Raw genomic sequence first — 14,853 nt, forward strand, 5'->3', positions numbered from 1 at the left:
CATGGCTAATATTTTAGAAAAAATCGTTATTGATAAACGTGTTGTTATTGAGTCGTTGAAAAAAAGTTTTCCGTTAGAAAGTTTTATCGATGAACTAACGCCAACAACAAAAGATATGTATGCCGCATTAAGTGAAGAAAACGCGGGCTTTATTTTAGAATGTAAAAAAGCATCTCCTTCTAAAGGACTTATTCGCCCTGATTTTGATGTAAAAGCCATTTGCCAAATTTATGATAAATATGCCGCCGCTATTTCAGTATTAACCGACGAGAAATACTTCCAAGGCAAATATGAGTATTTAAAAACCGTTACCGAAACCGTCAGCTGTCCTGTTTTGAATAAAGACTTCTTCTTTGATCCTTATCAAGTACATCTAGCACGTTATTATGGTGCTGACGCAATTTTATTAATGCTCAGTGTTTTAAGTGATGATGAATATATTGAATTAGCAAACTTAGCTAAATCGTACAACATGGCCATATTAACTGAAATTTCTAATCATGAAGAAATGGAACGGGCAATTGCCCTAGATGCTAAATTAATTGGCATAAATAACCGTGATTTACGTGATCTTTCTACTGATATTAATCGTACCTTTGAATTCACGCCACATATTCCGGAAGATCGTATCGTGATTTCAGAGTCAGGTATTTATACCAATGATGAAGTGAGATATTTAGCGCCAGCGGTTAATGGCTTTTTAGTTGGTAGCTCGGTGATGGCAGAAGATGATATTGATCTCGCTTGTCGTAAACTAATTTATGGTAACCATAAAGTGTGTGGTTTAACTCAAGCTCAATATGCCCAAGCCGCAGCTGATGCCGGCGCTGTTTATGGTGGGTTAATTTTTGCTGAAAAGTCACCACGCTATGTCACAGAAACACAAGCAAAAGCAATTATTGAACAAGTGCCATCACTTAACTATGTTGGTGTTTTTGTTAATCATGGTGTGCTAGAAGTAGTTGAATTAGCAAATAATCTTAAATTATCAGCCGTACAGTTACATGGTCAAGAAGATGGCGAGTATATTGAATTACTACGTTCTCACTTACCTGAGCATTGCGAAATTTGGCAAGCATACCCTATCACCTCAGAGGTACCGCCATTAAGTAAAAAAGTACACCACCATATTTTAGACGGTAAAAAAGCCGGTAGTGGTGAAGTATTTGATTGGCGAGCGTTAGCTAAATCAGAGCAAGATTTATCGCCGTGCTTTTTAGCTGGCGGCTTATCCATCAACAATATTACTGATGCGATAGAACAGCTAACATCAAGACCATTGTTTGGTTTAGATCTCAACTCAGGTGTTGAATCTAGTCCAGGTGTGAAAAGCAGTGAAAAACTTCAATCTGTGTTTGCAAGTATTAGACAATATTAATTTACTTTAACAACGATAAATACGATTGCGAACCTTAAGGCATATAGCCAATGAAAACGGAACAATTATGACAACTTTGAAAAAAACACTTAATCCTTATTTTGGTGAATTTGGTGGCATGTTTGTTAGTGAATTACTCGTTCCAGCGCTTGAACAACTTGAACAAGCGTTTATCGAGTCACAACAAGATCCTGAATTTTTAGCCGAGTTTAACGACTTACTAACAAATTACGCCGGCCGACCAACGCCATTAACTTTAACCCGTAATTTAGTTAAAAACCCACTGGCTAAAGTCTATTTAAAGCGTGAAGATTTATTACACGGCGGTGCTCATAAAACTAACCAAGTATTAGGCCAAGCCTTACTTGCTAAACGCATGGGTAAAAAAGAAATTATTGCTGAAACCGGTGCTGGGCAACATGGGGTTGCTACCGCCATTGCTTGTTCACTTTTAGGTTTAAAATGTAAAATTTACATGGGTGCCAAAGACTGTGAACGTCAGCAACCTAATGTTTTTCGTATGAAATTAATGGGCGCTGAAGTTATTCCAGTAACAGCAGGTAGTGGCACTTTAAAAGATGCCGTAAACGAAGCCCTACGCGACTGGTCAGCCAATTATGACGCGGCCCATTATTTATTAGGTACCGCTGCTGGTCCTCATCCTTTCCCAACTATAGTTCGTGAGTTTCAAAAAATGATCGGGGAAGAAGCCAAACAACAAATTCTTACCCAAGAAGGTCGTTTACCTGATTATGTGCTTGCCTGTGTTGGTGGTGGTTCAAATGCTATTGGTATGTTTAGTGACTTCATTAAAGAAGAAGGCGTTAGGCTTATTGGTGTAGAGCCTGGTGGTAAAGGTATTGATACCGAAGAACATGGCGCAACTTTAGTGGCAGGTACTAAAGGTATGTTACATGGTAACTACACCTATATTATGCAAACTAAAACAGGACAAATTGAAGAGTCATATTCAATTTCTGCTGGCCTTGATTACCCAGGTGTTGGCCCTCAACATGCGTTTTTGAAAGAAACTGGCCGAGCACAATATGTCGCAATAAATGACGACGAAGCACTTGCTGCTTTTCAAGCCTTATCTAAAAATGAAGGAATTATTCCTGCGCTTGAATCGTCTCACGCACTCGCTCAAGCGATAAAAATGGCAGAGCAAGTTACTGAAAAAACTGTATTTTTAGTTAACTTATCGGGTCGTGGAGATAAAGATTTGGCACACGTTCATTCCGTATTAGCTGCACAAGGAGAAGCATAATGTCATTTGCTCCAACAAGTTTAGGCGGCCGCTATCAAACAGCCTTTGACAACTTAAAAGCCAAAAATGAAGGCGCTTTTGTTCCTTTTGTTACCCTTGGCGACCCAGGCCCTGAATTATCGGTAAAAATTATTAAAGCCTTAATTGATGGTGGTGCTGATGCCCTTGAATTAGGGATCCCTTTTTCAGACCCTAGTGCTGACGGCATTACCATTCAAAATGCTGGATTACGTGCATTAAACGCCGGTGTTGACACCGATACTTGTATTGATATCTTACATCAAGTACGTGAATACGCACCACAGATCCCAATTGGCTTATTGTTATATGGCAATTTAGTATTTGCGCGTGGTATTGAAACTTTTTATCAAGACATGGCGAATGTCGGTGTTGATTCAATTCTCATTGCTGATTTACCTATTCGTGAAAGTGCACCATTTAGAAAAGCGGCAGATAATAGCAAAGTTGCACAAATTTTTATTGCGCCACCTAATGCCAGTGACGATACTTTGCGTGAAGTTGCCTCTTTTGGTCGTGGTTATACTTATGTATTGAGTCGTGCCGGTGTTACCGGTACTGAAACTAAAGCTGCTATGCCGGCAAGCCATTTAATTGATAAATTAACTGAGTTTCATGCAGCACCGCCAGTATTAGGCTTTGGTATATCTGAGCCTGCACAAGTAAGTGAAGCAATAAAATCAGGTGCTGCTGGTGCTATTGCTGGCTCTGCAACCGTTAAAATTATTGAGAAAAATTTAAACGATGAAAATAAAATGTTAGCTGAACTAAAAGCGTTCACCACGGCAATGAAAGCCGCAACCAAAGCATAAGTATTAAAACGTTCATTCTCACTTTATTAAAAGCTCCGTTGGGGCTTTTTTTATTTTTGTAATTTAGATTATTATAACCTGAACTCGGGATAAGAAATTAGCTAACTATATGAAATACATATATTTTGATTTTTTCTCTATTCTAGCTTGATGTTTTTTCTTAGTACAAGGCAAATTTAAGCGCCAATAGCGAGCCTCGGCTTTGGTTCAAACGTCGCTCTACCTTCCCCATCCATGGGGGCGTATTGCAATTAAATTTAACGCAGTAATAAGGAAAAACAGCAGCTAGAAAGCAAGTTGTTATCCCGAATTCAGGTTTATTATATTATCAACCAATTCACTAGTTAGAGATGCATCATGCCTGAGCCGTTCAAAAATGTGTTTAATTTACGATTAATTGAAGGCATGGCTGAGCACTTTCATCGCCATTATTCTGCCTTTGATAAAAGTGCCTTTATTGAACAAGCAAGCGTTAAACTGGAAACATTAGAGCTGAAGGCTCGCTCAAATCAAATTGTGCAGGCAATGCAAAAATATTTACCGGCTGATTTTGACCATAGCGCACAAATATTAATCGCATCCTTATTACCATTAACTGAACAACTTAATATCGAACAAGTTACCGGCGGCACCATCAATCAGTATGGTATTTCAGGCTGGGCGATCATGCCAATGGCTGATTTTGTTGGCTTAGCCTATCAAAATAACCCCGAGCAGGTGAATTTTGAGTTAGCAATGCAAGTATTAAAAGAAGCAACTAAACGATTCAGTGCGGAATTTGGTATTCGCTATTTAATTAACGCTGAACCAGAAAAAAGCATGAGCATACTTAACCAATGGGCTACAGATGAAAACTATCATGTGAGACGACTTGCCTCCGAAGGCTCTCGCCCTCGCCTACCTTGGGGAATGCAACTTAGCGGTTTTATTGATGATCCTAAACCGCTGATCACGCTTTTAGAGCAACTTAAAGACGACAATGAAGAATATGTCAGACGCTCAGTGGCAAATAGCCTCAATGATATTGCCAAAGATCATCCAAAGCTTATTGAAGACTTGGCTGAAAGGTGGCTAAAAAATGCCGATAAAAATCGTATCAAATTAATAAAACATGCGTGCAGAACTCTGATCAAAAAAGGTAATAAACGCATACTCGCCGCGTTAGGTTTTTCTCCTGTTGCCCTTAAAAACTCAAAATTAACCTTAAATACTAATACTTTAATGTTTGGTAATTGCTTGATGTTAACGCTGAAACTTAATTCTAATAGTCATCAAGCGCAATTAATTAATATTGATTATATTGTCCATCATCAAAAAGCAAACGGTTCTACCAGCCCAAAAGTGTTTAAGTGGCAAAGCCGAACCCTCAAAGCCAATGAAGAACTGTTATTAACCAAAAAACACACGATAAAAGCGATCACCACTCGAGTTTATTACCCAGGGATTCATAAAATAGAGGTATTAATTAATGGTGACGTGGTTTGTCATAATCAGTTTGATTTGCTTATGTAACCTGTGTTACGTAACCTGACAACGGCAGCTAAAACTTAGCCGTGATTTAATCACTATGGTTTAATCACTAAAAGAACCATAAACACCGTAATGGTTCTTTTAAGTTAAAACGAGTCTTAAACAAGAGAGAACTGGTAACTGACCTGTTTTTGATAAGTATCACCCACCTTTAATAATGCCGAAGGAAATTGGGCTTGATTAATCGCATCAGGGTAATTTTGCGCTTCTAAGCAAAGCCCTTCAAATGGCTTAAAAGGCGCTGTTAAATAAGCCGCCGTGTAGAATTGTAAACCGGGTTGATCTGTTGTAATGGATAATTTAACTTGCTCTGAACTTAGTTCAGCTACCACTTCTTGAGGATCGCCGGCAATAACATAACAATGATCAAAGCCTGTTTTAGTATCCAACATATCATCACTTAAATTAGCAAGTCGCTCAGATAAATTCACTGGTTGATTAAAGTCAAAATCAGTACCGGTAATATCACGAATATCTCCTACCGGTATTGACGTTTCATCAACGGGTAAAATACCTTTGCTCACCATTTTTAATGATAAGTTATTAATATTTTTTTCACCTAAATTAAAGTAACAATGATTACACAAATTAATCGCTGTATCTTTGGTGGTTTGAGCGGTAAAACTAATATCTAGACTATTATTTTCCGTTAATTGATAGGTTACTGTTGTAGTTAATTCACCAGGGAATCCCTGATCACCATCAGGTGACACTAACACTAAAACAACACTATTGGCGGTTTGCTGTTGAACTTGCCAAATTTTGTGACTAAAGCCTTCAAGGCCACCGTGTAAACAATTACCGCCGTTATTTGTGGGTAATTGGTAATGCTCACCATTAATGCTAAATTTTCCTTTAGCAATGCGATTAGCAAAACGACCAGCCGTTGCGCCAATATAAAAAGTATCTTGTTTAAATTCATCAACATTATCATAAGTCACCGTCATTTCTTTTAATTCACCGTTAACGGGAAATTTAATTGAAGCAACCGTAGCGCCTAAATTTAAAATATCTACTTCCATGTCATTGTTATTTTTTAATTTAATAACGTTAATTTCACTCATACTTATCTCTATTCAAAAACATATTAATAGCAAATATCATATCAATAAAATCATACTTTTTCCTTTATTAGTTTTAGTAAACAGCTTTTTAATTTTGTTAAATAATCATAAAAAAGATACTATTAATCAAACACTAAAAATCGTTACTCCATGATAAAAAAACACTTAATAAGCAGTTTATATACTTTTTCCAGTGTCTTTGTTGTGCTTGCTCTGACTTGGACAGTTTTGTTTAAGTGCAATTTTTTTTATGGTTTTTGGCATGATTATGGTGGCATTAAAGAAACCATTGAATACTTTTCCCCGAAAAATCAGCATATTAGTGATTTTGAAAACACCACTGCCGCGGAAAGAAACCGAGTCTTTCAACAAATCAGCCATGCGGTACATTTTAACAAAAATGATTTAGCTAACATCACTTTCAGTACCCAACAAGGCATAATTAAGCCGATGTTGCATCAACGAGAAATTATTCATTTACAAGATGTCGCAACACTTATCAGCATTTTAATGGTAATTACCACCTTAATGACCATGATTTGGGGATACCTGTTATGGCAATTCAAACAAAAATCACAACCGTTACCGTCTTTAAAAAAACAATGTCTACAATTGCTACTCTCAATTTTTTTATTACTTGTATTAACCTTAACGATAGGAGCAACAAAGGTATTTTATTGGTTACATGAGCTTATTTTTCCATCGGGGCATCAATGGTTTTTTTATTATCAAGACTCTTTAATGTCGACGTTGATGTCAGCACCGGATCTTTTTGGTTGGATTGCTCTTGAGTGGCTAGTTTTATTTGTTATTAGCTTTTGTCTTTTACAGTGGGCAACAATCAAAATTTATACAACAAACAATACGCTTTGATAAATAACGAAATAAATGCAAGCTTTTACCATAAACACACTATACTAAATGTTAGTGGTCGATAAGTTAGCATCTTCTTCGATAATTAAACGGATAACAACTCAATAAATAAGCAGTTTTTAAGTAAATTAGAAAATAAATCGTTTTTTTCAAAATTTTCTTCAAATAGCATTTTATTGTTTCGTAACAATACATTATATTGAAACCACGGATTGATTTTTCAAATAAATTTATGACCAAGATGACAACAAACTACATTGGATTAATGCGATTTATAGCAATTAGTAGTATTGTGATCGTCATCTGCTTTCTTTTATTTTCACTCACACGCTATATATTTTCAGCTGAATTTCAAGCTTTAGACCAAAGCTCTGAGAATATTTCAATTGATTATGCTTACATTATAGCTCCAAAAGATATGACGCTTAATCAAGCGATCGATGAATTACCCAACTTTACAAAAACAGACAAAGACGGCGTTCCTTTTGCTCTTAAAAACCAAGCGTATTGGTTAAGTTTAAAAATTAACAAGTTTTCGCCTGCCTTAGATACCATTATTATTCATGCAAAAAATGCCATGTTGCGTGATTTACAAATCATTGAGATGAAAAAAAATGGCGAAGTAAAAACCTTATTTGATATTACTAAGTTAAATGATAAAAACGTAAAAGCTAAAATTTTTCCTCATGCTCGAATTAATTTTGAGCATGGCACACATAAACATCTGCTTATAAAAATATATACTGACGGTCCACCCGATGTACCACTCGAGTTTTATTCTGAACAAGCCTTTGCGGAACGAGTTGAGCTAAGCCAACTTATTTTTGGTTGTTTTATTGGCATTTTTATTTTGATGGCCATTTATAATTTGGTGTTTTATTTCGCCGTTAAAAATAAAATTTATTTATTATATGTAGGTTATTTATTGGCAGTATTTTTCACCTTATCATCGATAAACGGCTTTGGCTTTTACCTTTTTGATGCTTCGATACAAGCATTTTTAAATGATTACATTATTTCAACACATTATCTTTTAATGATATTTTTACTTGTTTTTACCGTTTACTTTTTAAATTACGAGCAAGATAAAACTCCGCATTTTAAAATTTCCATGATAATTGCTGGTGCCATTTTTATACTGTTGGTCGCCACAGCAAGCTTACATAACACCCTTGAAGCGAAAATATATTTTGCTACCGTCCCCGTATTTTTTATCTATTTAATCTACATTGTTGGTCGAAAACTTCGCGTGTCTTTTGTTTGGTCACGTTATTATTTTCTTTCTTGGATCCCTTTAATTATTGGCGCAACCATTCAACCTTTAGATCATACCAATATTATTGAATCTGGCTTTGTTTCTGGTCACGCCTTTTTATTTGCGGTTATGATTGAAGTGATTTTTCTTGCATTTGCACTAGCCGAACGCATGAAAAAAACTGAACAAGATAGGTTAGATGATATTTGTTATCACATCGACACTAAATTGCCTCGTAAAGGCAATTTAGAAATGTGTTTAAGTGAACAAATCAACAAAGGTAGTGGCTCACTGACCGTGGTTGTTATCAAACCAGAGCATATTGAAAAAATATCGCTTTATATTAGTGACTATTTTAATAATCAATTTTTTATCGATTTAACAAATGCGATCAATTCATTAGTTAAATTTAATGATGCGGTATTACCGATCACCGCAAAAAATGAAAAAATCGCCTTTATCGAACCTTATTCAATTGGTTTAATACTCAATGAGAATGACAGTAGCCAATCACTAGAAGAATTTGTCAAATCCATTCAATACAAGGTCAATGATTCATACAAAGTAAAAGAGCTGAATTTACCCCTGTTTGCTAACGTTGGTTTGTCTAACTATCCCCACAACAACAATAATCCGCAAGCGTTAATTAATGAAGCGCAATTAGCTTCAAATAAAGCCACCGATACCCTTGGCGGTTGGTTATTGTTCGATAGCCAATCACAAACTAAAGACGACTACTTATTAAACCTTGCTTCACATATGTCAGATGCCATTGATAATGATGAGTTTGAAATTTTTCATCAGCCTCAAATTGATCTTAAAACTTTAAGGGTTTGTGGTAGCGAATGTTTATTACGCTGGTATTATCAAGGTGAAGGGTTTGTATCTCCAGCTGTTTTTGTTCCTATTGCAGAAGACATTGGTTTGATCAAAAAATTAACCCGTTGGGTGATCAAACGTTCATTGTTACAACATAAACAAATTATGTTAAATGAACACAAAAATCACATGGTTTCTATTAATATCAGTGGTAAAGATATTACCGACGAAGAAATAGTTCCCTTTGTTAAAAAATCGTTGCTTGAAGCAGATATACCCGCTGACAAAGTGATTTTAGAATTAACTGAATCAACCGCCATTATGAATAACCCTATGGGTATAAAAATAATGGAGGAACTCATTGAACTAGGGATCACCATGAGTATTGATGACTTTGGTACCGGTTATTCATCGATGAGTTATATGAGCCAGTTACCTTGTCAGGAATTAAAAGTTGATCGTGAGTTTGTTGAAAATATCAAAGACCATGAAAAAAATAAAATTATCTGTGAAACCACAATAAAAATGGCAAAAGGATTAAAACTAGAAGTGGTTGCTGAAGGAATTAATTCTAAGTCTGATGAAAATATTTTGCGGGAATTTGGTTGTGACATTGGCCAAGGTTTTTATTACGCTAAACCTATGCCTATTGACCAATATTTAGCTTGGTTAGAAAAAGAAGTAAATGGTCAACTACCTGAAGACGAAGTGTTATAACAGCTCTCCCCCGTCATTAAGAGCTTAGCTTAAACACTAAGTTAAATGCTAAGCTCAAGTACTTATTCAATACCTAAGTATTTATGCACTTGTACTGATAAGCGCCAATTATTCAAAATACAGGTTTCTATTGCTAACTTAGTTGCCCGTTCTTTTTGGCTAATTGGCTGCAAATATACTGGCGTATTTTTAATATTATGTAACGCTAATAACCCTTTTAAATCATCAACATGTTGCTCGGTAGCCACCGGATGTTTAATTTCATCGGCACGCTGCATCGCTGAGGGTAAAATTTTATAACCACCTTTCATATTAACTTTGGGTGATACCGTTACCCAACACTTTTCAGACACCTGAATAGGAAACGTGCCCGAGGTTTCAACTTGGCAACTATAACCTTGTTGCTCAAGTGCTAAACATAAATCGGTTAAATCTATCATGCAAGGCTCACCACCAGTAAGAACAATATGTTTGGCATGATATTGCTTGGCCTTAAATGTCGCTAAAATATCTTCAACCGTTAGGCTTGCCCAAGTATCTGATTCTTCGGGCTTATTCAGCATGCTATCACTGCTTACTTGTTTATCGATTGCAATATCCCAAGTATGTTTGGTATCACACCAACTACAGGCAACAGGACACCCTTGTAACCGGATAAAAATAGACGGTTGACCAGTAAAACTGCCCTCTCCTTGAATGGTTTCAAATAATTCATTGATTTTATATTCAATTGTCATGATTAATGCTTTTGCCAATGGTTAAGTTACAGTAAAATTAGCCGCTCAACGTTTTGAACCTGACTATTTAACCTAAACTCAGGATAACAACTTGCTTGCTAGCCGCTGTTTTTCGTTATTACTGCGTTAAATTTGATTGCAATAGACTCGCTATTGGCGCTCAAATTTTCCTTGTACTAATAAAAAACCGCAAGCTAGCATAAATGAAATATCAAAAGTATATGTATTTCATATTGTTAGCTAATTTATTATCCCAAGTTCAGGTTCGTTCAATATTATACCTGATAGGCACAAATAAATGACTGAAAAAGTTGTAGTAATTTTCTCTGGTGGCATGGATTCTTTCACTGTCTTAAATCGCGCAATCAAAGATGGGAAAGACGTTTATGCATTATCTTTTGATTATGGTCAACGCCATGTCAAAGAATTAGATTGTGCAGCCCAAATATGCCAAGAGCTCGCTATCAAACATAAAGTTATCGACATTTCGGCTATCAACCAATTATTAGCAGGCTCGTCATTAACCGATGATATTGACATTCCAGAAGGCCATTACGAAGCAGAAAATATGAAATCAACCGTAGTGCCAAACCGCAATATGATTTTATTATCATTAGCCGTTGGTTATGCTGTTTCAGTGGGAGCAAGCCAAGTTTATTACGGTGCTCATTCAGGTGATCACGCCATTTACCCCGATTGCCGCCCTGAATTTGTTATGAAAATGAATGATGTTTGTCAAATAGCCAATTACGAACCAGTTGAAATATTTAGCCCTTATTTAAATAACAGTAAAACTGAAATTTTAACCGACGGCTTAACAATGAATTTAGATTATAGTAAAACTTGGACTTGTTATAATGGTCGCGAATTAGCCTGTGGTAAATGTGGTGCGTGTCAAGAACGATTAGAAGCATTTAGAGATAACAATGCTGTTGATCCTATTCCTTACGAAGCTTAACAACAATTTTAGAGTTTGTTGATTGTTCATCTGAACAATCAACTTGTCGTTATACGGAATGGTATCAGTTTAAAATCTGCCACCTTATCGGTTAATTGACATTTTGAAATACTTCATCCGCATAAATTAACGAGTTAGCATACGCATGAGTCACCTGCTCTTCTGTTAAGTTAAGTGTATTTTGGCTAATGCCAATTCCCACAACATCATTTTTTTCAATACTCAGACACATAGCTAACATCAAACCAAGCTGGCCACTTTGTTTTTCTAGTGCTTCTTGTATTTCTTGGCTAAGTGGAAATTCCTTAAATATTGTGGCGGGCTCAACATCCAATAACGCATCTAAAATAGAAATTAATCCTAACAAATAACCAGTTTGGCTGATTTCTTTATCTTCGTTAATTAATAATTCAGAAATAAACTTAGCGCGAATGAGGCCTAACTTTAATAACTCCGACGGTTTATTTCCGCCTAATTCCCCCAAAGTTAATACGGTAACAAAACGCTTGATGGTATCTTCACCAAGATAAATAACCGCTTGTGAAATGGAGCTGATTTCTTTTTTAGAAGTTTTACAGGCTAAATTAGAAAGTTTAAGAATTCTTGACACCAAGCCTGCATCATTTTCAATTTTTTTAATTAATAACTTAAAATCTAACGGTGATTTCATCGCTATTTTGAGCAAATCTAAAATGATCAATTGTGAAGGGTTGACATTTTTGTAATTCACAATATTAGGTTTAGTAAAATAATAACCTTGAAAATAATCAGCCCCCGCATTTTTTATAATTTCAAAGCTTTTATAATCTTCAATACGTTCAACAATAATTTTTTTGTCCGGATAGCGACTTTTTAACTTATTGATAGTATTTACCGTGTCTTGAATATCAGGCTCAACTTCCAGTTTTACAAACGCAACTTTTGCCAGTAATTTCTCCCACTTAATGTTGCTATCGTAATCATCTAAAGCAAAAACATAACCATTCGCCATTAAGTTAGTCACGATCGGAAAAATAGCGTCAAGTTGCTCGGTTCTTTCGATAATTTCTAAGATAACATTAGCTGGATCAATTAACTTCGGAATATCAGAGAGAATGGTAGTGGTTGATAAATTAATAAACGCTTTTTTATCATTCACTAATTTATCAATACCAAAAAATAGTAAGGTATCAAAAAATAATCGTGCCGTTGCTTTATCGTCACTGACTTCCGTAGGAAAGTAGTTTTTTTTCGAATTTCGGTATAACAATTCGTAAGCAAAAACATTTTCATCGCGATCTAAAATAGCATGGCGCGCAACAAATTTAACATCGGTATTTTCTTTCATGTACCTACCTATTCAGGATGAATGAACAAAATTAAAACGGTAATAAATACAGACTCACTTTAATCATAGTTCTATTTTTTAAATTCGCTCATTTATCAGTTATTTATTCTTATTACTTTTAACTTAAAAAGCTAACTATTTAGCAGCGGCAGCCGCTTTTGCTCGCTCGGTATAATCTTGATAAGCCGGTATTGCTATCCCCGCCAAAATACCTATTACGGCGGTTGATTGATAGGCACCACCATAAAGTATATCAAAAGCACTTTGCTCAAAAGTAAATTCAAGTGCGATAAAAGGATCGGCTAGATCTAATTGCACACCTATCGTGCCTTGCTCTGCAAAAGCTAATTCATTGGCTAATGGTAATGAAAAAATATCAAACTCAGCACCGCTAACATCCGCCAAAAATTGCAAGACGGCTAAATAAATATGGTATGAATTACGGCTTAAATTATCAATGGTGGTTGAGTAAGCCAATAAGCTACCGGATAAATTTTGTTTTTGATGTTTTGATAACCAAGTATTAATCGATTGTTTATCCTGATACAGGCTTCTTTCAATCAAAGGTTGTGGAATACTTGAGAAGATCAAATAACCATCCTCAACCAGCCAATACGAACGGCTTTTCACTTTTGTTAATGTTTCAGCTAACCATGGAGCATCTTTAAATATACTTTCATATAAGCCATTCATCATATCCCCCGTTGACGTTGCTTGATAAATAACCGCGCCTTGGGTTTTATGTTGAGATAATTCGATAAGCTTTTTCGTTTGTAGTTTTGTTAACAAGGCGTTCAGCTTGGCTTCATCATTCACTTTAAGGGCTGAAAATTCACTTATTTGATCAGAAAAATAAAAAACTTCCGGGCCAAGCAAAGCTAACAACTCATCTAAAGATATCTCAAATTCGTTTTTCAACGATGTTTTGAATGCTTGATAACTTTCTGGTAACTGTCCTGTAATAGTTAACAAACCTTGTTCAAAATTAACTAAATCAGCGGCGGTGGGTAAAGATAATAAAGCAAAGCTATTTAGCTGACCTGATGAATTTAAATTGATTTGATTATTGATCGCCGGCAAGTACTGTCGCATAGCAACTTTAGGCATATCTATCAGCGCTTTTAACCGCGTTTTGCCGTCACTGGCACCATAACCTAACGCTATTCCGTTAATATCAGCCACGCCCAACACCTTTAATTGTGCAACTTGCTGTTCACCTATCATTGGCATAACTGCAGGTAAAATAATTTTTGGATTAAGCCACACAAACAAGCCTAGGCCACTGCTATCCATGGTTATTTCGCTAGTAAACATCGGGTGCTGAGGATTATCGACTAAACCATTTTTGATGTTTTTTAAGCTTTGACTTTCAACGCCAATTCCACCAAAAAGTGAAAACCGACCTGTTTGTTGATCAAAATAATACAACACTTTAACTTGTTGAAACATGAACTCGCCATGACCACTATCATCGCTTGCTTGGCTGATAGTTAGCATCTCTTCTTCATTAGCCATCGCCGAAAAGGCCGTGTTAAAGTCAGCTAATGAAGAAAACTTAAGCTGCGATGCAAGTGCAACAACAGGCATCATTTGACCAATTTCAGGCTGTAAAACCGCAGCTTCAATCGGGCCATCAAGGTGCTGTAATAAAAACTTTGCTAAGCCATTGTCTAGGGTAAAATGGGTAAATAAAGTTTGCTTAACCGCAGTTTGTATTTTTTTGACTTGTTCAACAAAGCTTGGATTACCTTGCGCATACTTAAAACCGTTATCTTGTCCACTGAACAAATACCAAACAGATGGTACACGGGCATACGCCAACGCATTATTCGGCAATTGTTCACGTAACCAGGCTTTTTGGGAAATATTACTTAATGGGTAAGTTGGGGTTGTATGTTGAGTGGCAACAGCCGCCTGTTTCGAAGACGTATCGGCCTTATTATTATCAGAGCAAGCAGTGATTAACACAATAAAAGCCAAACCTATTGTGTTAATTATTTTATTTTTATTAGCTTGGCTAAAAAATGTGAACATTGATCTTTCCATTTATCTCGGTTGAATTTTCAACAGTTTATTAGAGTTCTTCACTATAAACCGT

11 protein-coding genes are annotated in these 14,853 nt (G+C 35.9%); 7 read left to right on the plus strand and 4 right to left on the minus strand.

Annotated elements, in window-relative coordinates:
- The first annotated feature begins 1 nt into the window (after position 1).
- The 4 genes from trpCF (at position 2) to ACSLUO_RS04315 (ending at position 4,987) form a co-directional block, all read left to right on the plus strand.
- Entirely contained in the window at positions 2–1,378 is a 1,377-nt protein-coding gene (trpCF, locus tag ACSLUO_RS04300) for a bifunctional indole-3-glycerol-phosphate synthase TrpC/phosphoribosylanthranilate isomerase TrpF (protein ID WP_448246513.1), read from the plus strand.
- A gap of 67 nt (positions 1,379–1,445) precedes the next feature.
- On the plus strand, positions 1,446–2,645 hold the full coding sequence (trpB, locus tag ACSLUO_RS04305; protein ID WP_448246514.1) for a tryptophan synthase subunit beta: 1,200 nt from the start codon (positions 1,446–1,448) through the stop codon (positions 2,643–2,645).
- Positions 2,645–3,475, plus strand: coding sequence for a tryptophan synthase subunit alpha (gene trpA, locus ACSLUO_RS04310; protein ID WP_448246516.1), 831 nt, complete (start codon positions 2,645–2,647; stop codon positions 3,473–3,475). The genes trpB and trpA overlap by 1 nt, the downstream gene beginning before the upstream one ends.
- A 357-nt stretch (positions 3,476–3,832) precedes the next feature.
- On the plus strand, positions 3,833–4,987 hold the full coding sequence (locus ACSLUO_RS04315) for a DNA alkylation repair protein (RefSeq protein WP_448246517.1): 1,155 nt from the start codon (positions 3,833–3,835) through the stop codon (positions 4,985–4,987).
- A 116-nt stretch (positions 4,988–5,103) separates the two neighbouring features.
- On the opposite strand, the gene ACSLUO_RS04320 is transcribed toward ACSLUO_RS04315, so the two are convergent.
- The gene (locus ACSLUO_RS04320) at positions 5,104–6,069 is read right to left on the minus strand and encodes an aldose epimerase family protein (RefSeq protein ID WP_448246519.1); all 966 of its coding nucleotides are present in this window, start codon (positions 6,067–6,069) and stop codon (positions 5,104–5,106) included.
- Between the two features lie 228 nt (positions 6,070–6,297).
- On the opposite strand from ACSLUO_RS04320, the gene ACSLUO_RS04325 reads away from it, so the two are divergent.
- Together ACSLUO_RS04325 and ACSLUO_RS04330 are read left to right on the plus strand one after the other, a co-directional pair.
- The gene (locus tag ACSLUO_RS04325; protein WP_448246521.1) at positions 6,298–6,942 is read left to right on the plus strand and encodes a lipoprotein intramolecular transacylase Lit; all 645 of its coding nucleotides are present in this window, start codon (positions 6,298–6,300) and stop codon (positions 6,940–6,942) included.
- Between the two features lie 418 nt (positions 6,943–7,360).
- Positions 7,361–9,733: an EAL domain-containing protein gene (locus tag ACSLUO_RS04330; protein WP_448246523.1), complete on the plus strand. Its 2,373-nt coding sequence runs from the start codon at positions 7,361–7,363 to the stop codon at positions 9,731–9,733.
- Positions 9,734–9,795: 62 nt separating this feature from the next.
- On the opposite strand, the gene queE is transcribed toward ACSLUO_RS04330, so the two are convergent.
- Positions 9,796–10,470 carry a 7-carboxy-7-deazaguanine synthase QueE gene (gene queE / locus ACSLUO_RS04335; RefSeq protein ID WP_448246525.1) on the minus strand — a complete coding sequence of 225 codons (675 nt, stop codon included), beginning with the start codon at positions 10,468–10,470 and terminating at the stop codon, positions 9,796–9,798.
- Between the two features lie 298 nt (positions 10,471–10,768).
- Between queE and queC the strand changes: the two genes are divergently transcribed.
- A complete protein-coding gene (gene queC, locus ACSLUO_RS04340) occupies positions 10,769–11,428 on the plus strand; it encodes a 7-cyano-7-deazaguanine synthase QueC (RefSeq protein ID WP_448246527.1) in 660 nt (219 codons plus the stop codon).
- A gap of 91 nt (positions 11,429–11,519) precedes the next feature.
- Here the strand turns inward: queC and ACSLUO_RS04345 are convergent, their stop codons facing one another.
- Together ACSLUO_RS04345 and ACSLUO_RS04350 are read right to left on the minus strand one after the other, a co-directional pair.
- Positions 11,520–12,755 (minus strand): EAL and HDOD domain-containing protein, encoded by a 1,236-nt coding sequence (locus tag ACSLUO_RS04345; protein WP_448246528.1) that lies wholly within the window; start codon positions 12,753–12,755, stop codon positions 11,520–11,522.
- 135 nt (positions 12,756–12,890) lie between these two features.
- Entirely contained in the window at positions 12,891–14,789 is a 1,899-nt protein-coding gene (locus tag ACSLUO_RS04350) for a hypothetical protein (protein ID WP_448246529.1), read from the minus strand.
- Between the last annotated feature and the right edge of the window lie 64 nt (positions 14,790–14,853).

Source organism: Thalassotalea agariperforans, assembly GCF_053470345.1.

Bases quoted from the DNA above. Each gene is read 5' to 3' on its own strand.
- trpCF (WP_448246513.1), top strand. From the start codon at position 2: ATGGCTAATATTTTAGAAAAAATCGTTATTGATAAACGTGTTGTTATT.
- trpB (WP_448246514.1), top strand. From the start codon at position 1,446: ATGACAACTTTGAAAAAAACACTTAATCCTTATTTTGGTGAATTTGGT.
- trpA (WP_448246516.1), top strand. From the start codon at position 2,645: ATGTCATTTGCTCCAACAAGTTTAGGCGGCCGCTATCAAACAGCCTTT.
- ACSLUO_RS04315 (WP_448246517.1), top strand. From the start codon at position 3,833: ATGCCTGAGCCGTTCAAAAATGTGTTTAATTTACGATTAATTGAAGGC.
- ACSLUO_RS04320 (WP_448246519.1), bottom strand. From the start codon at position 6,069: ATGAGTGAAATTAACGTTATTAAATTAAAAAATAACAATGACATGGAA.
- ACSLUO_RS04330 (WP_448246523.1), top strand. From the start codon at position 7,361: ATGACGCTTAATCAAGCGATCGATGAATTACCCAACTTTACAAAAACA.
- queE (WP_448246525.1), bottom strand. From the start codon at position 10,470: ATGACAATTGAATATAAAATCAATGAATTATTTGAAACCATTCAAGGA.
- queC (WP_448246527.1), top strand. From the start codon at position 10,769: ATGACTGAAAAAGTTGTAGTAATTTTCTCTGGTGGCATGGATTCTTTC.
- ACSLUO_RS04345 (WP_448246528.1), bottom strand. From the start codon at position 12,755: ATGAAAGAAAATACCGATGTTAAATTTGTTGCGCGCCATGCTATTTTA.
- ACSLUO_RS04350 (WP_448246529.1), bottom strand. From the start codon at position 14,789: ATGTTCACATTTTTTAGCCAAGCTAATAAAAATAAAATAATTAACACA.